The sequence below is a fragment of the Algoriphagus limi genome (genome assembly GCF_024919275.1).
Classification (GTDB): domain Bacteria; phylum Bacteroidota; class Bacteroidia; order Cytophagales; family Cyclobacteriaceae; genus Algoriphagus; species Algoriphagus limi.
This window is the reverse complement of record NZ_JANWGH010000001.1, coordinates 1,213,437-1,236,295: the sequence shown is the minus strand read 5'-3', so window position 1 is coordinate 1,236,295 and position 22,859 is coordinate 1,213,437. Positions and strand designations below refer to the sequence as shown.

18 protein-coding genes and 1 pseudogene are annotated in these 22,859 nt (G+C 40.0%); 7 read left to right on the top strand and 12 right to left on the bottom strand.

The window, feature by feature from the left end; genetic code table 11:
* Window positions 1-8: 8 nt before the first annotated feature.
* Window positions 9-779: a YdcF family protein gene (locus NY014_RS05340; protein ID WP_259413518.1), complete on the bottom strand. Its 771-nt coding sequence runs from the start codon at window positions 777-779 to the stop codon at window positions 9-11.
* Between the two features lie 129 nt (window positions 780-908).
* Here NY014_RS05340 and NY014_RS05335 point away from each other — a divergent pair, with 129 nt between their 5' ends.
* On the top strand, window positions 909-3,854 hold the full coding sequence (locus NY014_RS05335; RefSeq protein ID WP_259413517.1) for an FAD-binding and (Fe-S)-binding domain-containing protein: 2,946 nt from the start codon (window positions 909-911) through the stop codon (window positions 3,852-3,854).
* A gap of 41 nt (window positions 3,855-3,895) precedes the next feature.
* Here NY014_RS05335 and hutG read toward each other — a convergent pair whose 3' ends face one another.
* The 4 genes from hutG to hutH are packed head-to-tail and all read right to left on the bottom strand — an operon-like array spanning window position 3,896 to window position 9,744.
* On the bottom strand, window positions 3,896-4,855 hold the full coding sequence (gene hutG, locus NY014_RS05330) for a formimidoylglutamase (protein WP_259413516.1): 960 nt from the start codon (window positions 4,853-4,855) through the stop codon (window positions 3,896-3,898).
* A gap of 1 nt (window position 4,856) precedes the next feature.
* Window positions 4,857-6,863 carry a urocanate hydratase gene (gene hutU / locus NY014_RS05325; protein WP_259413515.1) on the bottom strand — a complete coding sequence of 669 codons (2,007 nt, stop codon included), beginning with the start codon at window positions 6,861-6,863 and terminating at the stop codon, window positions 4,857-4,859.
* A gap of 45 nt (window positions 6,864-6,908) precedes the next feature.
* Window positions 6,909-8,165 carry an imidazolonepropionase gene (gene hutI / locus NY014_RS05320; protein WP_259413514.1) on the bottom strand — a complete coding sequence of 419 codons (1,257 nt, stop codon included), beginning with the start codon at window positions 8,163-8,165 and terminating at the stop codon, window positions 6,909-6,911.
* A 13-nt stretch (window positions 8,166-8,178) separates the two neighbouring features.
* Complete coding sequence (gene hutH / locus NY014_RS05315; RefSeq protein ID WP_259413513.1) at window positions 8,179-9,744, bottom strand: histidine ammonia-lyase; 1,566 nt, start codon at window positions 9,742-9,744, stop codon at window positions 8,179-8,181.
* Window positions 9,745-9,887: 143 nt separating this feature from the next.
* On the opposite strand from hutH, the gene NY014_RS05310 reads away from it, so the two are divergent.
* The 3 genes from NY014_RS05310 to NY014_RS05300 all read left to right on the top strand — a co-directional run bounded on the left by NY014_RS05310 (window position 9,888) and on the right by NY014_RS05300 (window position 11,701).
* Window positions 9,888-10,754, top strand: coding sequence for a LysR substrate-binding domain-containing protein (locus NY014_RS05310; RefSeq protein WP_259413512.1), 867 nt, complete (start codon window positions 9,888-9,890; stop codon window positions 10,752-10,754).
* A 146-nt stretch (window positions 10,755-10,900) separates the two neighbouring features.
* Complete coding sequence (locus NY014_RS05305) at window positions 10,901-11,044, top strand: helix-turn-helix domain-containing protein (protein ID WP_259413511.1); 144 nt, start codon at window positions 10,901-10,903, stop codon at window positions 11,042-11,044.
* Window positions 11,045-11,068: 24 nt separating this feature from the next.
* Window positions 11,069-11,701 carry a hypothetical protein gene (locus tag NY014_RS05300; RefSeq protein ID WP_259413510.1) on the top strand — a complete coding sequence of 211 codons (633 nt, stop codon included), beginning with the start codon at window positions 11,069-11,071 and terminating at the stop codon, window positions 11,699-11,701.
* On the opposite strand, the gene NY014_RS05295 is transcribed toward NY014_RS05300, so the two are convergent.
* Entirely contained in the window at window positions 11,690-14,572 is a 2,883-nt protein-coding gene (locus NY014_RS05295) for a ligand-binding sensor domain-containing protein (RefSeq protein ID WP_259413509.1), read from the bottom strand. The two genes, NY014_RS05300 and NY014_RS05295, sit on opposite strands and share 12 nt — an antisense overlap.
* 316 nt (window positions 14,573-14,888) lie before the next feature.
* Between NY014_RS05295 and NY014_RS05290 the strand changes: the two are divergent.
* Window positions 14,889-15,935, top strand: a pseudogene (locus NY014_RS05290) (sugar porter family MFS transporter); the annotation flags it as partial.
* Entirely contained in the window at window positions 15,909-16,454 is a 546-nt protein-coding gene (locus NY014_RS05285; RefSeq protein ID WP_259414130.1) for an MFS transporter, read from the top strand. The pseudogene NY014_RS05290 and the gene NY014_RS05285, both read left to right, overlap by 27 nt.
* A 52-nt stretch (window positions 16,455-16,506) precedes the next feature.
* On the opposite strand, the gene menD is transcribed toward NY014_RS05285, so the two are convergent.
* The 3 genes from menD to NY014_RS05270 are packed head-to-tail and all read right to left on the bottom strand — an operon-like array spanning window position 16,507 to window position 19,816.
* Window positions 16,507-18,192 (bottom strand): 2-succinyl-5-enolpyruvyl-6-hydroxy-3-cyclohexene-1-carboxylic-acid synthase, encoded by a 1,686-nt coding sequence (gene menD, locus NY014_RS05280; protein ID WP_259413508.1) that lies wholly within the window; start codon window positions 18,190-18,192, stop codon window positions 16,507-16,509.
* Window positions 18,189-19,397 carry a chorismate-binding protein gene (locus NY014_RS05275; protein ID WP_259413507.1) on the bottom strand — a complete coding sequence of 403 codons (1,209 nt, stop codon included), beginning with the start codon at window positions 19,395-19,397 and terminating at the stop codon, window positions 18,189-18,191. The genes menD and NY014_RS05275 overlap by 4 nt, the downstream gene beginning before the upstream one ends.
* Window positions 19,394-19,816 carry a hotdog fold thioesterase gene (locus NY014_RS05270; protein ID WP_259413506.1) on the bottom strand — a complete coding sequence of 141 codons (423 nt, stop codon included), beginning with the start codon at window positions 19,814-19,816 and terminating at the stop codon, window positions 19,394-19,396. Before NY014_RS05270 ends, NY014_RS05275 begins: the two co-directional genes overlap by 4 nt.
* A gap of 50 nt (window positions 19,817-19,866) precedes the next feature.
* On the opposite strand from NY014_RS05270, the gene NY014_RS05265 reads away from it, so the two are divergent.
* Window positions 19,867-20,487, top strand: coding sequence for a histidine phosphatase family protein (locus NY014_RS05265; RefSeq protein ID WP_259413505.1), 621 nt, complete (start codon window positions 19,867-19,869; stop codon window positions 20,485-20,487).
* On the opposite strand, the gene NY014_RS05260 is transcribed toward NY014_RS05265, so the two are convergent.
* The 3 genes from NY014_RS05260 to NY014_RS05250 form a co-directional block, all read right to left on the bottom strand.
* A complete protein-coding gene (locus tag NY014_RS05260; protein ID WP_259413504.1) occupies window positions 20,474-20,878 on the bottom strand; it encodes a hypothetical protein in 405 nt (134 codons plus the stop codon). The two genes, NY014_RS05265 and NY014_RS05260, sit on opposite strands and share 14 nt — an antisense overlap.
* Window positions 20,879-20,962: 84 nt before the next feature.
* A complete protein-coding gene (locus NY014_RS05255; RefSeq protein WP_259413503.1) occupies window positions 20,963-21,730 on the bottom strand; it encodes a zinc ribbon domain-containing protein in 768 nt (255 codons plus the stop codon).
* A gap of 3 nt (window positions 21,731-21,733) precedes the next feature.
* Complete coding sequence (locus NY014_RS05250; protein ID WP_259413502.1) at window positions 21,734-22,834, bottom strand: Nif3-like dinuclear metal center hexameric protein; 1,101 nt, start codon at window positions 22,832-22,834, stop codon at window positions 21,734-21,736.
* Between the last annotated feature and the right edge of the window lie 25 nt (window positions 22,835-22,859).

The following is a 22,859-nucleotide window of genomic DNA, read 5'->3' as shown; positions in this document are numbered from 1 at the left end:
TGTCTCAATTACATATAGCCCACCAACTTATAAACCACAATCCCAATCCATTCCTTGAAAAGTTTTGTCCAATATTCCAATGAAAAAGGATCGGGAAATAACAAGGAAGGAATGTCGTATTTGACATCGTGAGAATAATAATCCACGGGAAATGTTTCGGTATTCAACCCGACTTTATCAAAACAGCCCTTCGCCCGATACATGTGAAAAGCAGATGTAATCAAAAGAAATTTCTGATTGGTATCGAATCCCTTTTGTTCCAAAAATTCCTTTGAAAACTGAGCATTTTGAGCCGTATTTTTTGCCTGATCTTCAATTAGAATATCAGATTCCGGCATTCCTGTCATCATTAAAAAGCGCTTGAGTAATTCAGCTTCTGTCTGAGAATTTACAGGATTAAGTCCCTGTCCGCCAGTGATTAGGATCTTTTTGATTTTGCCCATGCGGTAGAGTTGGAGGGCATGGGTAATGCGGTCAGCTCCCTTGTTGAAAAAAGTCCGATCATAAGCTGTTTTGCTCATATTGGTAACTCCGGTGAGAACAATGCCTATTTCATGGTTTTCAATTTCTTCAAAAGACTTAAAATCAGGTTCCCAAGCCAATAAAGCCAAATTGGAAAGGAAAGGATTGGTGAAAAAGAGCAAAAGTCCGATGCCGGCCCAAAGCAACTTTTTGCCCCATTTCCTTCGGAAAAAGATTGTACCCCCAAGTATCAAAATCAGCACGATGGTCAAAGGCATAGCCAAAAAACTTAAAAACTGGGAGAGGTAGAAGAACATGGGTTTTAGCTTTTGGACAAAGAAAAGCTAGATGGACTTAATTTTCAAACTGGCATATATAAATAGATTATCCCTTTTATTTCTATTCACTCCGTTTCTTTATTCTAGTCATAAAGCTATTTTTATCCCATGCTTTCAGACCAGCCTAACCTATTGCCTTTGTTGGAAAAACTTGCCGCTCAATTGGAGGGTAGTTTGCATTTTGACCGACTCACGAAAACGCTTTATGCAACTGATGCGTCGGTTTATCGCGAGATGCCTTTAGCAGTGGCTTTTCCGAAATCTGAGTCGGATATCCAAAAACTTATTCAATTTGCCACTGAGCACGGCACTTCCCTAATTCCCCGAACAGCGGGTACTTCGCTAGCCGGGCAATGCGTGGGAAACGGCATCGTCGTCGACGTCTCTAAGTATTTCACACAGATTCTGGAATTCAATAAAGAAGAAAGATGGGTTCGAGTACAGCCTGGGGTTGTTCGTGACGAGTTGAATCGCTTTCTCAAACCTCATGGCCTCTTTTTCAGCCCGATCACTTCCACCGCCAATCGAGCAATGATTGGTGGAATGGTGGGAAACAATTCCTCAGGGACCACTTCTATTGTCTATGGCGTGACTCGAGATAAGGTTATTTCTCTGAATACCATCCTTAGCGATGGGAATAAGGTCATTTTTGGAGAAATCTCTCAGGATGAGTTTGATAGAAAATGCGGGCAAAAAGACCTGGAAGGGGCCATCTATCGTCAGATTTTTGACGAACTCAACAATCCTGAAATCAGGGAAGAAATCCATGCTCAATTCCCGAAAAAGTCTATCCATCGCCGAAATACCGGCTATGCGGTGGATGAACTGTTGAAAGCAGAGTTTTTTGAAGGAAATGAGAAGTTCAACTTCTGTAAACTATTGACAGGTTCAGAGGGAACCTTGGCCTTTACTACAGAAATAAAAATCAGCCTAGACCCGCTTCCGGATCCTATTGATATCGTAGTGGCTGCACATTTTGAGACGATTCATGAAAGCATGAAATCATCTCAGGTTGCTATGAAGCATCCGGCTACTGCCGTGGAATTGATGGATAAAATCATTCTCGATTGCACGAAGGAAAGCATTGAATATTCCAAAAACCGCTATTTCGTAGAGGGAGATCCTGAGGCGATTCTAATGATTGAGTTTCGAGGAAAGACCATAGAGGAAGCGATGGCTAAAGGGGAGGCCTTGATTGCTGATTTGAAAAAATCTGGCTTTGGATATGCGTATCCTATCATTGGTCCGGATAAAACCTCTTCAGCTTGGGCACTTCGATCGGCAGGCTTGGGTTTATTGGCGAATATTCCCGGTGATGCAAAAGCCGTGGCCTGCATTGAGGATACGGCAGTGGATATTGAGGACTTGGCTGATTACATAGCCGAAGTCGATGAAATGATGGAGGGCTTTAATCAAAAGCCGGTTCATTATGCGCATGCGGGAGCAGGGGAAATCCACCTTCGTCCTATTTTGGATTTGAAAAAAATCCAGGATGTGGAGGACTTTTACAATATCTCACTTGCCTCTGCCAAACTGGTCAAAAAGTATCAAGGTTCTCTTTCCGGAGAACATGGAGATGGGCGAGTAAGGGCTGCTTTTATACCGCTGATGGTTGGAGAAAAGAATTATGAGCTTTTCCGAAGGATCAAATACACATGGGATCCGAAAAACATTTTCAATCCCGGAAAAATCGTAGATGCTGCTCCGATGAACAAATTCCTGCGCTATGAGCCTGGGATGAAAACTCCTGAGCAGGACACAGTTATTGATTTTTCCAGTGTTGGTGGGATTCTACGAATGGCTGAAAAGTGTAATGGATCTGGAGATTGCAGGAAACTGCCAGGTTCGGGTGGGACTATGTGTCCATCTTACATGGCTACTAGAAATGAAAAAGACACAGTCAGAGGTAGAGCAAATACGCTTCGTGAATTCCTTGCTTTGGACAAAAAGGAAAATGCATTTGATCATCCAGAGATCAAGGAGGCCTTGGATCTCTGTTTGAGTTGCAAAGGATGTACGGCCGAGTGTCCTTCCAATGTGGACATGGCAAGCATGAAAGCCGAATTCCTTTATCAATACCAAAAAACACATGGAGTTCCGCTTCGTTCAAAAGCCTTTGCATACATCAATGAATTGAATGAGCTAGGCTCTAAAATGCCGGGAATCGCCAATTTCTTTTTGAAAAACTCACTGACTGGTGGTTTGATGAAGTCTTTTTTGCATGTAGCTCCAAGCCGAAATCTCCCGGAAATCAGCCCGATTAGTTTAAGAAAGTGGTACAAAAAGCATTATCCATCTCTGGCAGGGTCAGCAAAAACCATCAAATCAGTTTATTTCTTTGTGGATGAATTTACCAATCACAACGATACTCAAATTGGGATTAAGGCGATTTCCCTATTGAAAAAACTGGGTTATGAGGTGAAAATCATCGATCACGAGGAAAGTGGCCGCTCAGCGCTTTCCAAAGGTCTTTTGCCAAAAGTCAAAAAACATGCAGAAGCCAATGTGCGAATTTTCGAGGATTTGATAGATGCAAATACGCCTTTAATTGGCCTGGAACCTTCGGCAATTTTAAGCTTCCGGGATGAATATCCACGAATCGTTAGTCCAGATTTGGTTCCTGCTGCTAAGAAATTGAAATTCCATGTTAAGCTGATTGATGAATTCTTAGGTCAGGAAATAGCTGCTGGAAATATCAAAGCCGACTCCTTTACCTCCAAATCCCAAAAGATCAAGCTGCATGGGCATTGTCATCAAAAGGCCCTTTCTTCAGTTTCCTGGACTCAAAAGATTCTTTCCATACCAGCCAACTATTCCGTGGAAATCATCCCAAGCGGTTGCTGCGGTATGGCAGGTTCTTTTGGCTATGAGGAAGAACATTTTGAGGTTTCTCAGCAAGTAGGGGAGTTGGTGCTGTTTCCAGCGGTAAGAAATACGGATCAAGATACGTTATTAGCCGCGCCCGGGACATCCTGCCGACATCAAATAGCTGACGGTACGGGACGAAAGGCGATGCATCCGGTAGAGATACTTTGGGAAGCTATGATTAAATAAGATTCAAGTATCTAGTACTTAGTATCAAGAAGAATAGAGGGTTAGCCGAAGTTTTTTCGAAGGATAAATTCTATACAGCGTGCTGCAAGCCTTGCCGTGGCATTATCCTGATCAAATCTTGGATTGAGTTCCACCACATCCATGGAAATCAGCTTTTTGCTTTTTGCGATTAGCTCGAGGACTTTAAATGCTAGCTCTGGGCTGAAGCCCATAGGAGAAGGTGCGGAAACTCCTGGTGCAAATGCTGAAGAAAAACCATCCAAGTCTATGCTTAGGTAAATCTTATTGACTGAATCCATAAAACCTACTAATTGCTGCTCCAAAAAATCCCAGCTTTTGGATTGAATTTCTTCCATAGTGAAGAATTTTGCATGGACGGATTTGGCAGTCTCAAAAAGTGATTTTGGATTAGCGGCTTCCTGAATTCCCCAAGCTAGATAATGAAAATTTTGAGGATACTCTTGAGCCAATTGGAAAAAGGGGGAGCCTGAATGTCCCTTTCCCTGTACCAAAGGTCTAAGATCAAAATGTGCATCGAGATTGATGATTCCTAATTTTTCTCCTTTTGGAATTAAGTATCTGAAAATACCTTTTCCATGCGCATAGGCTAAATCATGACCTCCTCCAAGTAGAATCGGAAAATGCTGGCTTACCAATAAGGAATGAACTGATTCGGTGATTTTTTCATGGGTAGATTCCAAGTCATTATTAAGAGTTAGAATATTTCCATAATCAATAGCCAGAATCTCCATTTGAAGATGATAGGCAGAGCTTCCCCAGAATTTTCGAATTAAATCAGGTGCATCTTTTGTTCCGGGTCTCCCTTGATTTCTTCGAACCCCTACTTCACCGGGATATCCCAAAACTCCGATTTTCTTTCCTGGCTCATTCCGAAAACTCAAATTTGATTGGTTTTCCAGCCATTGGTACCAATATTCCTTTTCTTCAGATTTTCTTCCTAACCAATTTTGGGGATCGGGATTTTGGTGAAGTGGATTCATATTAAAAATTAGGGATTTGGTCGATAATCTGCTGCTCTACCAAATTTGGAAGTGTAACTTTTAACCTAGGGCTTCGCTCCATTTCCCGCTGGATTGCCTCCAGAGATCCTGAATTTCTTGCCCATGCTCTTCGTGCGATTCCATTGTTTACATCATAGAAAAGCATTGATTCCAAACGCTTTTGGGCTTCTGATGTTCCGTCTAGTACCATTCCAAAACCTCCATTGATCACTTCACCCCAGCCAACTCCACCACCATTGTGAATAGAAACCCAAGTTGCGCCTCGGAAACTATCTCCAATGACATTTTGGATGGCCATATCAGCTGTAAATTTGCTTCCATCATAAATATTGCTAGTTTCTCGATAAGGGGAATCTGTACCACTCACATCGTGATGATCTCGTCCCAGAACAATAGGGGCCGAGATTTCCCCTGAGGCAATTGCTTTGTTAAAAGCTTCCGCAATTTTGATTCGTCCCTCTGAATCGGCGTAGAGAATTCTTGCTTGAGACCCTACTACTAATTGATTTTTCTCCGCTTCTTCAATCCAGGTAATATTGTCTTGCATCTGTTGTTGAATTGAGGAAGGGGAATGTGATTTGATTTTCCGAAGGACATCTGCAGCGATTTGATCTGTTTTTCTTAGATCTTCCGCTTTTCCTGAAGTACAAACCCATCGGAAAGGGCCGAAACCAAAATCAAAACACATGGGACCCAAGATATCTTGAACATAACTTGGGTAGCGGAAATCGATTCCATTTTCTGCCATTACATCTGCCCCAGCTCGTGAAGCTTCTAATAAAAAGGCATTTCCATAATCAAAGAAATAAGTTCCCTTTGCTGTGTGGCGATTGATAGCGGCAGCATGACGGCGAAGGGATTCCTGAACTGCTTCTTTAAACTGTTCTGGGTTTTCAGCCATTATTTGATTTGATTCATCAAAAGATAGGCCTACCGGATAATATCCTCCAGCCCATGGGTTGTGAAGAGAAGTCTGATCAGAACCTAATTCCACAAAAATCTCCTCCTCATCAAAGCGTTCCCAAACATCCACGATGTTTCCAAGAAATGCGATTGAAACAACCTCCTCTTTTGATTTTGCTTTCTTAACTCGGTTGACGAGTTCGTTTAAATCTTTGATCAATTCATCCACCCAACCTTGTTGATGTCTTTTCAAAGCAGCAGAGGGGTTGACTTCTGCACAGACGGTAATGCAACCAGCAATATTACCGGCCTTTGGCTGAGCTCCACTCATACCACCCAATCCAGCAGTCAGGAAAATTTTACCCTTTGGGCTTTCTCCTGTACCTAGTTTTTTTCGAAAGGCATTCATCACCGTAATCGTAGTTCCATGAACAATGCCTTGGGGGCCTATATACATATAGGAGCCAGCGGTCATTTGACCATATTGAGTGACTCCAAGTGCATTAAATCGCTCCCAATCATCAGGTTTTGAATAGTTGGGGATCATCATACCATTGGTGACAATCACTCTTGGGGCATTTGGAGAAGATGGAAAAAGTCCCATAGGATGCCCTGAATACATATGGAGTGTTTGCTCCTCAGTCATTTCTGACAAATACTTCATGGTAAGCAGATACTGAGCCCAATTTTGAAATACAGCTCCGTTTCCACCATAGGTGATTAATTCTTCAGGATGCTGAGCTACAGCCGGATCCAAATTATTTTGGATCATGAGCATAATGGCAGCAGCCTGTCTGGATTTAGCCGGATACTCATGAATAGGACGCGCATACATCGAATAATCCGGCATAAATCGATACATGTAGATCCGACCATACGCATGCAGTTCCTCAGCAAATTCCTTGGCTAACTCTGCATGCCAACTTACTGGAAAATATCGTAATGCATTGGTTATGGCTAGTTTTTTCTCCTCGGATGATAAGATGTCTTTTCGCTTTGGAGCATGGGAAATGTTGGGATTCCGATACTTTTTCGGAGGAAGATTTGTCGGTATTCCTTGTATGATTTGGTCTTGAAAATTCATTTTCTCTTGTGATAAATACTTGAAGATTGAAAGGATGTTATTGACTTAATCTTTCGACTTCCCAGATACTTTTTTACCTGACTTCCAGACCATTTCTGGTTTCAACTTTCCTTGTTGGTAAAGAATCTCTCGATAATCAGAGGTCGGGAAAAGAATAAAATCAGCGAGTTGACCAGATGCTAATCTCCCTCGATCCTTCAACCCCAAAGCAGCTGCTGATCGGAAGGTGATACCCGCGAAAACCTCAGCAGTGCTGAGCTTTTCAAAAGTTGCCAAGATGCTAGCTTGAGCTAATAAATCACCCATTGGGGCCGAACCCGGATTCCAATCAGAGGCGATGGCTAGGCTACCACCATAATCGAGGATTTTTCTAGCAGGTGTAAAATCGCATCCCAACCCCAAAATTGCACCGGGCAAAGCAACGGCAATCGTATTGGATTTGGCCAATAATTCAATTTCTTTTTCTCCCGAAGCTTCCAAATGATCCGCAGAAATAGCGCCTAAATCTACTGCAAGAGCTGATCCGCCAACAGAAAATTGATCGGCATGAATCGTGATGTCGAATCCCAATTCTTTTGCTTTCTGGACATATGGAAGAACTTCCTCTGGGGAAAAAGCAGATTTCTCAACAAATGCATCCACTCTTTGACAGAGTTTTTGTTTTTGAAGAACTGGAAGAAGTTTTTCTGTAATTTCTTTGATGTATTCCTCTTTGCTGCCTTCCCAGTCTTTCGGAAGAGTATGGGCTGCCAAACAGGTTGGAATCAACTCGGCAGCTACCCGATTCTTGGTTTTTTGAATGGCACTTAGCATTTTAATTTCCTCAGAAAGTGAAAGCCCATAGCCACTTTTGACTTCGATAGTTGTGACTCCTTCTGAGAGATGTCTTTCTGCTCGAGTCTGTGTTGCTTTTGCCAAGTCATTGGCAGATAAGGCTCTGGTTTCTTTCACCGTATCCCAAATTCCACCTCCTGCTTCAGCGATTTCCAGATAACTTTTTCCGGAATTTCGCATGGCAAAATCCTTCGCACGACTTCCACCAAAACAGATGTGGGTATGGCAATCGATAAATCCAGGAATTGCTACGTAATCCCCGTCAATATTTTTTCGAGTTGTTTTATTCCAATCGACTTTCTTCCGAAGGGTCTCAAAACTCCCAACTTCTACAATTTGATCATCCTTAATCCATATTCCTGCTTGAGGAATTATTTCCAATTCCTCATCAGAAATAGCCCCCTTTAAAGGCATGTTATTCATGGTGATTAATTGGGAAATGGGACCGATTAGTTTTTGGTTTTTCATGTCTCAGCTTAACTTAAAAATCGAACAATTCTGTCCAAGGAGTATGGTAGGAAAGGTTTTTTTCTTCAGCTAGGGAATTAGCAAGGTTAACCAAATCACCATTTTGAATCAGTTGAATTGCTTCTTCCATATCCTCAGACATGATTCTATCCTCTGTGACAGGATTGATTCGAGTTCTTACAAATTCATAAATTTTTTGAAGAATTGGGCCTGATTTCAGAGGTTGATGGAAATCCATGGCCTGTACTGCATAAAACAATTCGATACCCAGAATTTTCTCCACATTTTCCAGAACCCTTAGTGCCTTTCTCGACCCGATACTTCCCATGCTTACATGGTCTTCTTGACCAAGTGAGGTTGGGATGGAATCGGCAGAAGCTGGGAAACAAAGGTTTTTATTTTCCGATGCCAAGGCTGCGGTAGTGTATTGAGGTATCATCAATCCCGAATTGAGACCGGTTTCTTTGAGCAATAATTTCGGTACACCAGGAGTATCTCCTTCTATGGAAAGATAAATTCTCCGGTCTGAAATATTGCCAATTTCTGAAATGGCTAAGCAGGCATAATCAAACGTTAATGCAATAGGTTGTCCGTGAAAATTGCCACCTGAAATCGTATGATCTTCATTGAAAACAACAGGATTATCAGTGACCGAATTGATTTCAATTTCGAGGGTTTCTTTTAGGTGTCGCCAAGCATTCCAGCTAGCTCCATGCACCTGCGGAATGCATCGCAAAGAATAAGGGTCTTGAACTCGGGTACAATTCGTATGGGAAACAACAATTTCTGAATCCTTCAATAAATTAGCTATGGTTTGTGCCACGTGCTGGTTTCCTGCGAATGGTCTTAGTTGATGTAGATCCGAGGAGAAAGGTTTGGCAGATCCCATCAATCCTTCAATCATCAATGCACCTGTAAGCGAAGCATTACTTAAAAGGTTGTGAAACCTTTCTACTATTCTAACTCCATGGGCTGCCATGAATTGGGTTCCATTAATTAAGGCCAATCCTTCTTTGGGGCCAAGTTTCAAAGCATTTTTGTTGAACTGTGTGAGAACTTTCTCCGTGCTTTGAATCTCTCCTTCAAAAAATACCTTCCCATGTCCGATTAGTGGTAGGAATAAATGAGAGAGTGGAGCCAAATCTCCTGAGGCTCCTACCGATCCTTGGCTTGGAACAATAGGCGTGATGTCTTGCTCAAGCATCCAAAGAATCCGTTCAATAGTTTCAAATTGAATCCCTGAAAAACCCTGAGCTAGTGCATGGATTTTTAGAACCATCATCAATTTGCTGATTTCCGCATCAATAGGTTCACCAACACCGACTGCATGACTTTTTAATAAGTTTTCCTGCAAGGTGGTGGTTTGCTCAGGTGAGATAATACTGGTACAGAGAGGGCCAAAGCCTGTATTGATTCCATATACCGCTTTTTCTCCTTGAGCGATTTTTGCTACTGCCTCAGCAGAATTTTTTACTTTTTCTACTGTTTCTGGACTAAAATCTCCCTGTATTTCCTTTCTGGCGAGTTTTAGCGCGATGGATGCAGTTAAATGGTCTTGTCCGTAATAAAATATTTTCATTGCTGTATCAGGAAGGGGAATTTGGGGCTTGTTGATTGATTATCAGGGTTTTTGTTAGGTATTCAAGACTCATCAAAGATAAAGTTTTCTATTGATGCTTTTTGATACTATTTTTATCAATAATCAATAATCTGTAGTTATCAATGGAGCTTCGACACCTACAATATTTTCAAGCTGTGGCAGAGGAATTAAATTATCGAAAAGCAGCTGAGCGTTTATTTATTTCCCAACCCGGACTTAGCCGTCAAATCAAGCAGTTGGAAGACGAATTAGGCGTACAGCTTTTCGAGCGGGATAAAAAGCACGTGGCATGTACTGCTGCTGGGGGCTACTTGAAAGAAGAAGTAGAGTTTGTTCTCAATCATCTTGAAAATGAAAAACATCAGCTAAAAGAGATTTCCGAAGGGAAAATCGGAGAATTAAGGGTTGGATTTTTAGGCTCTGCTTCTAATCGAGTTATTCCTGATATTCTAAGCCGTTTGAATGCTGAGCATCCATTAATTTCCACATCATTGGAGGAATTGAGTAATCAAACCCAAGTCGAAATGATTCAAAAGGATAAATTGGATTTGGGCTTTGTACGCTTAGCTTCTGTGCCGCAGGATTTGCAGATGAAGTCGATTTTTAGGGATAGTTTTTCCTTGGTGGTTCCTTCTGATCATCCAATTCATGAAGAAAGATTTGAATCCTTGGGTCAGTTTGAGAAGGAATCATTTATCCTGTTCTCTTCGGATTATTCAAATCACTACTATGAACAAATCATGGGGATTTTCAGAGAAGCAGGCTTTAGCCCTCGAGTAAAACATAAATCTGTTCATGCTTTGACCATTTTTAGGTTGGTGGAGAATGGACTGGGGGTAGCCATTATTCCCACTTCACTTAAAGAGGGATATAATCTTAATGTCCGTTTTATGGAAATTCCGGGGATTCGGCAATTCACGGAGTTGTCTGTTATTTGGAAACCCACTAATCGAAACCCCGCTTTGGGAAAGGTTTTAGATTTAATTTAGAGGCTAGATGAAATTTCCAAAAGGCCTTATTTTAGCTCAAATCATCGAATGTCGGGTAAATGTCGGGATAATTCCGTCCCAATTTCGCCCTTTTGCAAATCCATATCAGAGAAATTGCCATGGTTAAATCAAAAATCTATTTCAACATGAAACAACCAGAATTAGGCAAAAAAATCTCGGAGTTGAGAAAAGCCAAAGGAATGACTCAGGAAGAGTTGGTCGAAAAGTGCAATCTGAATGTTCGAACTATTCAGAGAATAGAAGCAGGAGAGGTTACTCCAAGGTCTTAAACTGTAAAGGCCTTATTTGAAGCCTTGGGTTTTCAAGGGATGGAAGAAGAAATGGGGGATAAGAAGAAGTTTAAAAATCCATCTTTCATCTATTTAGGAATTGCAGCTGGAGTTATCTATTTCTTTCTATCCATTTTTGAGATAGGGTATGAGTTAGAATTTATTGGAGGCAAAGAAGAGATTAGCCGAAATGCTTTTTCATTGATTAAAGTTTTCACTTACGTTGGCCATATTTTATTTATGCTGGCTTGGGTGAAACTTGCTCAATTTTTCTCTAATTCATTTCTAAAAATAGGAGCTTGGGCAATGGTGGGTGCTAATCTAATTTGGTTCTTAGCTGATATTTTTGCCTTGCAGACTGACCTAATGAACCTAGGAGATTATTACATGGTCAAAATAAGTTCTTTTGGGTTCTTTTATGTCCTCTTAGGAATGGCATTTACAGCCTTTAAAAATCAATTTTCCACTATTCCAATAATCGTAGGAGTTTTGACTATCCTAGCTGGGGTACTTATGTTTACCGGTTTCGCGGCATTTTTGAGTTTGATCCCCTTGACTTTGGGTGAAATAGGACAAATCGGATTGATGATTTATTTGATTACAAAAATCGGGGGTAAATCCACCCCCGATTCTACTTCTATTTCATCAGAATTTTAATATGAATTCCTGCAGATTTTCTGATCGTTCCAACTGAATTTTTTTACGTAATCTATACCGGGCAATCTCCACACCCCGGATTGTAATATTCATCAAATTGGCAATTTCCTTGGAAGAAAGATTCATCCTCAAATAAGCGCTTAATTTGATTTCCTGAGGACTCAAATCAGGATAGGCTGTCTTGAATCTGCTCATGAAATCCCCATGAACTTCGTCGAAGTGCATTTCAAACTGTTCCCAATCTTTATCCCCAGCGATGTTTTTTTCTATGCTTTGAATGATCTTGTTAATCTCATTTTTCACCTCCTGATTTTTACTCTTTTTGATGATATTGTTCAAATGAGACTTGGTCTGAACGATAAAGCCATTCTTATTAATCAAGTGCATAGTAGCAGAAGCAAGCTCTTTGTTTTTGCTCTGAATTTCTGACCTGAGCTTTTCTGTTTTGAGTCGTTCGATTTCTTGTTTGGAACTCTTGAGATCTTTTTCTTTTTCCTGAATGACTTTGGTCTGAGCAGCTTTGATTTGTGCTGCTTCTTTTTTCATTCGTTTATCTAAATACTTGAAAAGAAGGTACAGTAAGAGAAGGCCTAGAATGGTATAAACCAAATAGGCCAAAGTGCTTCTATACCATGGAGGAAGGACTTTGAAGGAATAACTATCCTCCTTCGAAATTTCTCCATAAATGTTTTTACTCCGTGCATGGAAAGTATAATTCCCCTCTCTCAAATTGGTGTAGGCCTTATCCCTTTTCGTTGTCCATTCACCATATCCTTCTTCGAGTCCTTCTAGCCAAAATTGGAATTTGGTGGTGTTTTCATTGTTGGGAATAGGATTACTTGCCTCAAACCTCAAGTTGGCATTTTGATATGGGATAGCTAGGATATCCTCTTCGTTTTGGGATTCTTCTATGCTGTATATTCTTAAATAATTTCCTTGAGATATCAGGGAGTCCGAAGCACCCGTTAAATAGACTGATCTGATAAGGGTAGGATAGGAAATGGATGGATTGAAGTTTTTATCTAGTTTATACCATATAAATCCCTCATTAGCAGCAAATAAAACTTCATTTGCTCGGATTAAAGAAATCTTTTGAAGATCATCATTCAAGAAAGGCTTAATCTTGTTGAAAATCTGATGATTCTTGGTGTAGGATCCTGTAATTTGTTTTTCCAACACCCCAACTTCCTTTTCACCGATATAGAAAATATTTCCTAGAGGATCTTCGATGATGCTTGTAGCCAAGAAATCTGGCTCAAAATACCTATCATAAGTCGGATCTTTTTCGAACCTATCCTGATCCGGATTATATCGATATAATCCGTATTCAGTGGAAAAAACTAATTGATTATTGAGTTTCCAAACCGAATTCAAAAGGGTAGTGGGTAATCCTGATTCGGTTCCATAATATTGATAGCTGACAGAATCCAAAGACTCATTTAATTTCAATCTATAAATGCCTTTGTATCCATGGGCCATCCAAATATCTCCATTGCTGTCTTGTTCGATCAGACGGGATGATTCATCAAAACCCTTCAGTTTTCGAAGGAATCGAACTGTGTTGTTTTTTATTTCAAAAAGTAAAAGGCCACTATAACTTCCACTGATAATTAGCTCAGGATGATCCTTGAGAGGTTGGAAATTCCAAATTCCAGTTGGGCCTCCTATGAAACTTGCCTTTCCGTTTTCAATTAAGAAAGCTCCATCATTTTGTGCAGATAAAAGCTTGTCTTGAATTTGCGTGATTTGATAGACCTGCCCAGTTCCACCATCTAATGGGTTGATTTCTTTGCTCGTATTTGGCGCCGTTTTTTCTACAAAAAGTCCATAATTCGTCCCGTAATATATTTCTTGATCTTTTAGGAAGGCATCATATCCTGTGCCTGGAAGACCTGAAAACTGATCAATCAAACGGAATGGAAGACTCAGTTCCAGTAGGGTAATCCCATTGTTATGCCCTATCCAAAGATTGCCTGAGATATCTTCAAATAAGGATAAGATCGAATTGTTTCTCAATCCATTTTCCTTATTCATTTCGAGCAAGATTTCCCCATTTTGGTTTAATATGAACAAACCATGACGCTGGGTTCCAATGGCTATATTTCCGTTCTTAAGTTGCCTCGCTTCATTGATTTGTACTCCTTGTGGGAGTTTGACCTGCCATGGTCTAATTTCATATCCAGCGATTTCGTAAACTCCCTGGTTTCGGGTAAATGCTAAGTGAGAGTTGTTTGAAACTGAGATAAAACCAGCCAATAGTTTGTCGGAAAAGAATTCACCCCCATTTAATGGAGAAAGATTTTGATTTTCTAGAAAGAGTAGACCTTTCTCTTTTTGATTGATATACAGGTTATTATTTGCGAAATGGAAACTTTCGAAGTCCTGTTCTCCATCAAGAATAGAGACTAGTTCCTGGTTCTTGTCAAATAGGAAGATTTCATCAAAAGTGCAGAAAATCACAAAGTCCTGGATAAAATAAATCTTCCAGATTTCTTCCAGATTTTTGCTTGATTCGGGTAGTTTTTGAGATAAGGATTGGTAAATGAGATATCCTTTTTGATCGGGTTTGAAAAATCCAAACTCAGCCTGACCGGAGGCATAAATAGTCCCATTTTCATCTATGGCGACATCCCGAATTTTAGTGCTATTTGGTAAGGAATACCTCCTCCATTCTGACCCGTCATACTCCAATAGACCAAAGTTGTTAGCAACATAAATAAGTCCTGAAGGGCTTTGTGTAAATGCAAAGTTTTGAATCCCGCCTTGATAATCATTAGTGGAATAGAACTTAGAAAATGGAAGTCCTGGGCTTTGTCCAAAGACTTGCCAAGCGGATAAACAAAATAAAATACAGAATATCCAATATTTCATGGTTCAATTTGGGTTTATATCAGTTGATAAATATAATCAGCTTGATGTAACAGCATTGATTTTTTGTTGTAATTTTTAAAACATGAATCGGCTCTTGTTTATCGTTATAGGCTTTTTTTTGAGCTTTTGTGAAATAGAAAATGAGTCTTTGATGAAGTAATGGTTGAGTTGATTTTTTGTTTTGACTAAGAATGAGAAACTAATTAGAAAAGACATACAATGCGCTTTCTTGAACTGATTTTGCTTAAATCATAAAGAATTATCATTAGCTTGAAATGGATCGCTAGAATATAATACCAACCATTTAACCCAAAATAATATGACGAACAATCAATCCTACACGGTTAGAATTTCTCTGATCGTAGCTCTCGGAGGGTTTTTGATGGGCTTTGATGCCTCTGTTATATCCGGAGTAGTCAAATTTATCGAGACGGAATTTGATTTAACCAAACTCGAATTGGGTTGGTCAGTAGCTTCTCTTACCTTGACAGCTACCTTAGCCATGATGGTTTCCGGTCCTCTTAGTGATCGCTTTGGTAGAAGAAAAGTACTTCAGGTAGCAGCCATTCTGTATGCAGTAAGTGCATTTGGTTCTGCTATTGCACCAGATTTTTTGACATTGGTAATTGCTCGAATGGTCGGAGGATTCGGCGTAGGAGCTTCTTTAATTTTGGCTCCAATGTACATTGCTGAAATCGCTCCACCAGCCATGAGGGGAAGATTGGTATCTTTCAATCAATTAAATATTGTCATTGGTATTTCGGTCGCATTTTTTACGAATTACCTGATTTTGAAATTGGGTGAGTCTCAGTCAGATTGGGCTTTGGCTTTAGGTTTTGAAAAATGGAATTGGAGATGGATGCTTGGTTTAGAGTTTTTACCAGCAGTGCTGTTTTATGTGGGATTATTTTTCGTGCCAAAGAGCCCTCGATGGTTGGTGATGAAAGGACAAACTGATCAGGCTTTGCTAATTATGAATCAATTCACTGATTTAGAAGATTCCAAAAAACAAATCAATGATGCGATTCGGAGTATTCACGAAGAGAAGGACAAGGAAAAGGTCAAAATGACTGAGTTTTTCAAGCCGGCTTATCGATTGGTTTTAGTCATTGGAGTGGTAATCGCCATTCTACAACAAATCACAGGGATTAACTCTGTCTTCTTTTATGCTCCGATGATTTTTGAACAATCTGGAATTGGTACGGATGCATCCTTTATTCAAGCTATTTTGGTCGGTTTGACCAATTTGGTTTTTACTGTTTTAGCTATCCTTTTTATTGATAGATTGGGAAGAAAACCCTTGCTTCTTGTTGGATTGGCTGGCATTGCTCTTTGTATGGGACTCTTGGCTTATGGATTTGGGAATGCCACTTATAAATTGACGACTGAATCCATAAAAACACTTCCTTCAGAAATCAACCAAGATATTTTAACTCCTCTTGTCGAGGAGGTTTTTGATAATGATGTGAGTTTTAAGGAAGCGATTCGAGAAAATTTGGGAGAAAAAGATGCTTTGACTTTCGAATCGAACCTGATCACTGCGGCTATTCAAATCAATCCAACTCTTATTCTCGTCGGAATTTTGGGATTTGTGGCGTCGTTTGCCATTTCGATAGGTCCTGTGATGTGGGTTTTATTCTCTGAACTTTTCCCAATCAAAATCAAAGGAGCGGCTATTTCCTTTGTGGGTTTTTTAAATTCCCTTGTTAGCTATTTGGTTCAGCAGTTTTTTCCTTGGCAATTGGATACTATGGGAAGTAGTACCACATTCTTATTGTATGGCCTCTTTGCTGCTGTAGGATTCTTCTTTGTAATGGCAGTAGTACCTGAAACCAAAAACAAATCTTTGGAGGAGCTTGAGGAAATCCTAATCAAGAAATAATGGTGACCGGATTTACTAAATCCAAGGCTGGTTACAATAACAAATGGGAAAATTAGATTTCGAGGTGCTTTAGAATAGTCTCCTTTACGGATTTCAGGATCTCTGCATTTTTGGCACTTTTGGATTCGATTTCTAGGATTTTAGGCTTGGAGCTAGTGGTGTAAAATTCCTTCAATGCCAATTCTATTTGCTGAATGTTTTGTGCTCGGGAATATTCAAAGCCATGCTCCTCAGCGAGATAATTTGCAGTAAGAGCTTGATGAGTTTCAAAATATTCTTCCAATTCGGGCTGCTCCTTTGGTCCATCGATTAGTCGAAAAATCCCACCAGCATGGTTGTTTAGAAGGACTATTCGAAGATTTGGTGTTTCGTAATTATTCCAAAAAGCATTTCGATCGTAGAAGAAAGCCAAATCTCCAGTAATAATTGTAACAAATTTGGAAGTGGTCAAGGCGCAACCTACAGCAGTACTATTGGTTCCATCAATCCCACTTGTGCCTCTATTGCAGATTATTTCTTGATTCCTTTTTCCCAAAAAATTCACATACCTAACTGCCATAGAATTGGCGAGGTGGATTTTTGAATTGCTAGGAATCGTGGAGAGAACTTCCTGCAAGGTTTGATATTCCCCAAAGTCAGTATTCTCCAAGGTAGGCGGAAGGGCTTGCTGTACTTCTTGCTCCAAATCCTGCCAATTTTCAAAATAGGATTGACTTTGAATCGGAAGATTATCAACCAACCATTCCAAGAAAAAACCTGGTTCACAATCCAAAATTTTATTCAAGTGCTGAAAGGTGTCTTTGACTCCATCATGTGGCTGAATATGCCAATGTGTTATTTGTTGCTTTCTAAGGAAGAGTTTCAGGGGCTTTGAAATCAATGACTTGCCAAAAGTGATCACCAAATCGGGCTTGAGGTTTTTATTGATGTGTTCATAGCCTAACCAATGATCATGCAAAGTAATGCTTCCATCTACCTGAAGGTTAGAAATACAATCCGAAACAACCACCGTCTTTTTCTTTTGAATAAGCTTTTCTAAGGCTTGCTGGTAGATAGAATTAGGTTTTTGTTGCCCAGGTACGATTAAAATTCTGTTGAACTCTTCAAGATTCTTTTGTAGCTCTTGAAGAGACTTTTCAGAAAGATGTTTTTGACCTCTTTCAAAATCAAACACCTGTAATTCTGAAGATGGAATCAATTCCTCGCCTTTCTTTGGATAAAAAGGCTCTCGAAGTGGAATATTGATATGCACAGGTCCCTTTGGGCCATTTTTCGAAAGATTGATCGCCTCATTGACGATGCGATGTGCATGCCATAATTGATCCTTTGATTCGAAACTATCAGGCAACTGGAAAAACTTTTTGACATGTTTTCCATAGACTTCAGGCTGGAAAATAGTCTGACCATCCCATTGATCTATCCATTCAGGAGGCCTATCTGCTGTAAGAATCAATAGTGGTATTTCCTGAAAAAAGGCTTCAGCAATTGCCGGAAAATAATTCAATGCTGCCGAACCTGAGGTACAAACCAATACAACGGGTTCCTCCAACTGTTGAGCTATTCCTAAGGCAACAAATGCCGCAGAACGTTCATCAGAAATTGTCCTGGTTTTTATTTCCGGATGTCTCGCAAAAGCTATGGTCAAAGGGGCACAACGTGATCCTGGGGATAAAATGGCATTTTTAACCCCCTTTTTGGCACAAATGGTTACTAAATCAACTATCGCTTGTAGGCTCACAACTGTGGCTTTTGAATAAACTTACCGATGATATTGCATTTTAGCTCAGTCTCTTCCCATTCTTTTTCAGGGTCAGAGTCTTCAGTGACTCCTGCTCCTGCATAGAGTGTGATAAACTGATCGGAAAAAGAGGCTGTCCGTAGATTTACAAAAATGGAGGTTTTCTTTTCAATGTTTACCGGGCCAATGAATCCTGCAAAAAACTTCCTGTCAAAGCCTTCATAATTTTTAAGGAAATCATGAGCCTCCTTTCTTGGCATGCCGCATACCGCGGAAGTGGGGTGAAGTAGTTGAAGCATCACGGAGCCAAGCTGTGGGAAATTAGTTTCCTTCATATTCACTCGAAAGTCAGAACGCAAGTGCAGAAGATTTCCAGCCAAGACAGTTTTTGGTCCATGCTCCTCGTATTCCCGCAGTCGGATTTTCTTAAAGCAATCCACTATGTATCGGCTAACTAGTGCCTGTTCTTCGATTTCCTTTTGAGTCCAAGCAGCTGCTTTCAGGGGATTCTCGCCTTTTGCAGGTTGAGTTCCTGCCAGCGACATGGTATAAAACCAATCCTCTTTTGTCTCAATTAATATTTCTGGACTTGCACCCATCCAAGTTCCAATTCCTGGAAGATGGAAGAAATTGACAAAGGAGTTGGGATATGATTTCAAAAGACTTAAAAGACTTTTGGCAAGATCAAAATCTTCAGGTATGGGAAGGATTTTGGTTCGTGCGGGAACCACCTTTTCCAAATAACCCTCTTGAATAGCAGAAATACTTTTTTCTACTAGGTTCAGGAATTTTGTTTTGGATGTACCATCATGCTCTGAAGAACCCGCCTGTTGACTTTTTAAATAGAAGGCTTGAATAATCTCCTTTTTATCAAGTGTTTGATTGAATTGCTGCATCCAATCCGGAAGTTGGACAGGTTCATTCTGTTTTTCCAAAGGGATTTTGAAGTATTCCTTAGCTTCTATAAAAAATGCCTTTTGATCTTCCTGGTCTTCAAATGGATGGATAATAAATCCAGCTTTTGATTCCTCTAGGTTTAAGTCAATTCTTCGAACCTCTTTTTGATCATCAAAGGTTAATTCCAATTCAGAGGAATGGGGTTTGCGCCAAAGTGCAAATGAACCACCGAACTGGAAACCTGCAGAAAGTATCTGCTGTAAGGTCTCGTATTGTGAAAGAGATTTGGCTTCTAAAGATTCAATCATTGTTTATCCAAAATCGCCATCGTAATTCTGCTGACGCAGCAGAGGGATTCATTTTCGTTGTAAATTTTAATTTCCCAAACTTGAGTACTTCTACCAGCATGGATAGGAGTGGCCACCCCTTTTACCAACCCAGAACGCACTGATTTTAGGTGATTGGCATTTATTTCCAAACCCACACAGGTTTGTTTTGTTAGATCAATCGTCAAAGAAGATGCTACACTTCCCAAAGTCTCTGCAAGTACTACATTTGCACCCCCGTGTAACAAGCCCATTGGTTGTTTGGTTCTCTCATCTACTGGCATGGTAGCCGTCAAGGAACCATCTCCGATATCAGTAAATTTGATTCCAAGATGACTTACCATTGTTCCCTCACCACTTTTGTTTAATTCGTCAAGTGAAGGTATTGATTGAAAAATCATGGGTATTTTTGGGAATTGGTTTTATTTGAGTTTGGACAAAAATATAGAAAATGCTTCGAAAAAAAATTTATTTAGTACGGCACGGACAAACTGACTTTAATCTAAGAGGGGTGGTACAAGGAAGCGGAATTGATGCCCCGATTAATGAAAAAGGAAAGGCTCAGGCTAAGGCTTTTTTTGAAGCATATAAACACATAAAATTTGATCAGATTTATCATACAGCGCTAATTCGAACAAAGCAGTCTATTGAGGATTTTATTGCTAAAGGAACTCCTACCGAGGCTTTGCCTGAGCTGAACGAGATTTCTTGGGGTGAATACGAAGGAACACCCATGACACCTCAAGAAAATGAGTACTACAAGCATATGCTTCACCAATGGCAAATGGGGAATTTGGATTATGCCATCGCAGGAGGTGAAAGCCCAAATCAAGTGGCTATCCGTATGAGACGAGGTATTGAGAAAATCCTAAAAGGCCCAGGTGAGACTATTCTGGTCTGTATGCATGGTAGAGCTATGCGTATTTTTCTGAGTATTATTTTCAAATATGACTTGAGATACATGGATCAATTCGAACACAGCAATTTGTGTCTGTATCTAATTGAGCAAGTAGGGGATGAAACTTTTGTTTTGAGAAAAGGAAATGATCGCGCTCACCTCAAAGGGCTGTAGATACCTTTTTCTCTTTTTTGTGAGTTTCCTCTTCAAAAAAGCTCAAGTAACTGTTTAGTAAAGCCTTGTTTTCTGTCAAGTCAAAAAGTCGAAAAGCTATTTCTTGCAATTGAATAGCTTCGTCTTTGCTTATTTGAATCAAAAAATCTCCTAAAAAGCACTCGTCAAAATCACAGGAGGGTATTTCAATCAAAAGCGCTAATTCGGAGTTTCCTTCATAAGTTTTTGTGTCATAGAAGGAAAACTGGGATTCAATGGACTTTAAATTGATGTGATTTTGCTTTAGATCTTGAGACTTGAAAAGAACAAGAAAAGTCTTGGAGCTTGGGTTTTCAGCGTAAGACTGAAAACTTATCAATGAAAATAGGATGATTGCTAAAAACCGGCTCATGCTTTCAATATAGGAATTATATCCTAGGGAAAGCAAGGATGGAGTTAAAAAATAAACCCCGACAAATTTGCCGGGGTTTGAATATTAAGCTTTCGCTGTTCTTTTCTTTTTAGGCTTTTCCTCAACAATCTCATCTTCTACTCCTGCCAAGATTCTACCGCAGTGTTCGCAGACGATAAGTTTTTTCTTTTCTCGGATATCAGCTTGTCTTTGAGGTGGTACGGTATTGAAACATCCACCGCAGGCTCCTCTTTTCACCATTACAACTGCCAATCCGTTTCTGGCATTTGCTCTGATTTTTTCATAAGACTTATACAATCGATCCTCAACTTTCTTGATGGCCTTTTCACGATCTGCCTTCAGCTTTGCCTCTTCGGCTTCGCTTTCAGCGACGATAGTAGAAAGTTCATTTTTCTTTAGGTCAAGATCTTTCTGACGATCATCCATTACAGCTTTCAAGTCATCCAAATCCAACTTCTTCTGGTCGATTTTAACACCAGCTTCAGCGATTTTCTTTTTAGCAACCTGGATTTCAAGGTCTTGGAGCTCTAATTCCTTGGTGATCGCATCATATTCACGATTGTTCCGAACATTCATCTGCTGATCCTGATACTTTTTGATCAGTTTCTCAGAATCCTTGATGCTTTCTTTTAGGTTCTTGATATCCTCTTCATAGGATTCAATTTCCTTTTGAAATTTATCAAGTCGAGTTTCGTAGCCAGCTATTTCATCTTCAAGGTCTTGAACTTCCTCAGGAAGGGCTCCTCTGACTTTGACGATGGCGTCAAGCTTGGAATCTATCTGCTGTAAATTATAAATAGCGTCGAGTTTTTGTGCTACTGTACTTTCCATGTACTATCTGTAGGATGTGGGATTTGTAACTACTTTTGTCAAATAGAGTGCAATATTAGGAAAATTTTGCGACAATAAATCCGCAAGCAATTCTTTTGTGAAAATTTCGCTTTCATAATGTCCAATATCGCATAAAATCAATCTGCCTTCTGCATCAAAAAACTCATGGTATTTTACATCAGCTGTAATAAAAGCATCTGCTCCTTGACGTTTGGCATCATTTAGTAAAAAAATACCAGCACCCCCACAAACAGCAACTTTTTTGACTTTTTTACCCCTTAGAGAAGTATGCTTCACGATTTTGAGATTCATTTCCTCTTTCAAATAATCCAAGAATCCCAGTTCATCCAAAGAATCAGGCAAGTCACCAATCATACCAGCGCCCACTTCTTGGTTTTCATTTTCTAGTTCTTGCAGGTAATAAGCCACTTCTTCGTATGGATGAGCTTTCCGCATTGCCTGTAAAATTGCTCCGCTCAAATGTTTGGGCAAAATCACTTCAGCTCGAACTTCCGACTCGTAAGAAGGGACTCCTCGTTGACCCAAATGTGGATTAGCAGATTCTGAAGGAGTGAAGGTCCCCATTCCTTTGATTTGAAATGAGCAATCCTTGTATTCTCCGATTTGACCAGCGCCTGCTGCATAGACGGCATCGAGCACATCTTGCTTGTTTTCTTCGGGAACAAAAAAGGTAAGCTTGTTTAAAAGCCCTTTTTTCGGTTGTAGAATTTGGGTGTTTTCCAGTCCAAGCCGATCACAAATGCGCTTATTTACTCCATGAGCGACGTGGTCTAGATTGGTGTGAATGGAAAAAATGGCAATGTCATGCTTGATAGCCTTAATGACAGTCCGCTCTACGTAATTTTTGCCTGTAAGACTTTTTAAGCCTCGGAATACAATCGGATGATGAGCGACAATCAAATTAGCTCCCAACTGAATCGCTTCTTCTACCACTTCCTCCGTACAATCCAAAGAACAAAGCACTCCTTTCACCTCCATTTCAGGATTTCCTACGATTAAAGTGGCATTATCATAGGATTCTTGATAAGCCGGAGGAGCGATTTGGTTTAAATATGAAATGATGTCCCGAATCTTGTATTCCATAGTTTTTTAGTTTCTTTGATCAAAA

What these genes read in the sequence shown, in the direction of transcription:
- NY014_RS05340 (WP_259413518.1), bottom strand. Translation starts at nt 779, where the DNA reads ATGTTCTTCTACCTCTCCCAGTTTTTAAGTTTTTTGGCTATGCCTTTG.
- NY014_RS05335 (WP_259413517.1), top strand. Translation starts at nt 909, where the DNA reads ATGCTTTCAGACCAGCCTAACCTATTGCCTTTGTTGGAAAAACTTGCC.
- hutG (WP_259413516.1), bottom strand. Translation starts at nt 4,855, where the DNA reads ATGAATCCACTTCACCAAAATCCCGATCCCCAAAATTGGTTAGGAAGA.
- hutU (WP_259413515.1), bottom strand. Translation starts at nt 6,863, where the DNA reads ATGAATTTTCAAGACCAAATCATACAAGGAATACCGACAAATCTTCCT.
- hutI (WP_259413514.1), bottom strand. Translation starts at nt 8,165, where the DNA reads ATGAAAAACCAAAAACTAATCGGTCCCATTTCCCAATTAATCACCATG.
- hutH (WP_259413513.1), bottom strand. Translation starts at nt 9,744, where the DNA reads ATGAAAATATTTTATTACGGACAAGACCATTTAACTGCATCCATCGCG.
- NY014_RS05310 (WP_259413512.1), top strand. Translation starts at nt 9,888, where the DNA reads ATGGAGCTTCGACACCTACAATATTTTCAAGCTGTGGCAGAGGAATTA.
- NY014_RS05305 (WP_259413511.1), top strand. Translation starts at nt 10,901, where the DNA reads ATGAAACAACCAGAATTAGGCAAAAAAATCTCGGAGTTGAGAAAAGCC.
- NY014_RS05295 (WP_259413509.1), bottom strand. Translation starts at nt 14,572, where the DNA reads ATGAAATATTGGATATTCTGTATTTTATTTTGTTTATCCGCTTGGCAA.
- NY014_RS05285 (WP_259414130.1), top strand. Translation starts at nt 15,909, where the DNA reads ATGGGACTCTTGGCTTATGGATTTGGGAATGCCACTTATAAATTGACG.
- NY014_RS05275 (WP_259413507.1), bottom strand. Translation starts at nt 19,397, where the DNA reads ATGATTGAATCTTTAGAAGCCAAATCTCTTTCACAATACGAGACCTTA.
- NY014_RS05270 (WP_259413506.1), bottom strand. Translation starts at nt 19,816, where the DNA reads ATGATTTTTCAATCAATACCTTCACTTGACGAATTAAACAAAAGTGGT.
- NY014_RS05265 (WP_259413505.1), top strand. Translation starts at nt 19,867, where the DNA reads ATGCTTCGAAAAAAAATTTATTTAGTACGGCACGGACAAACTGACTTT.
- NY014_RS05260 (WP_259413504.1), bottom strand. Translation starts at nt 20,878, where the DNA reads ATGAGCCGGTTTTTAGCAATCATCCTATTTTCATTGATAAGTTTTCAG.
- NY014_RS05255 (WP_259413503.1), bottom strand. Translation starts at nt 21,730, where the DNA reads ATGGAAAGTACAGTAGCACAAAAACTCGACGCTATTTATAATTTACAG.
- NY014_RS05250 (WP_259413502.1), bottom strand. Translation starts at nt 22,834, where the DNA reads ATGGAATACAAGATTCGGGACATCATTTCATATTTAAACCAAATCGCT.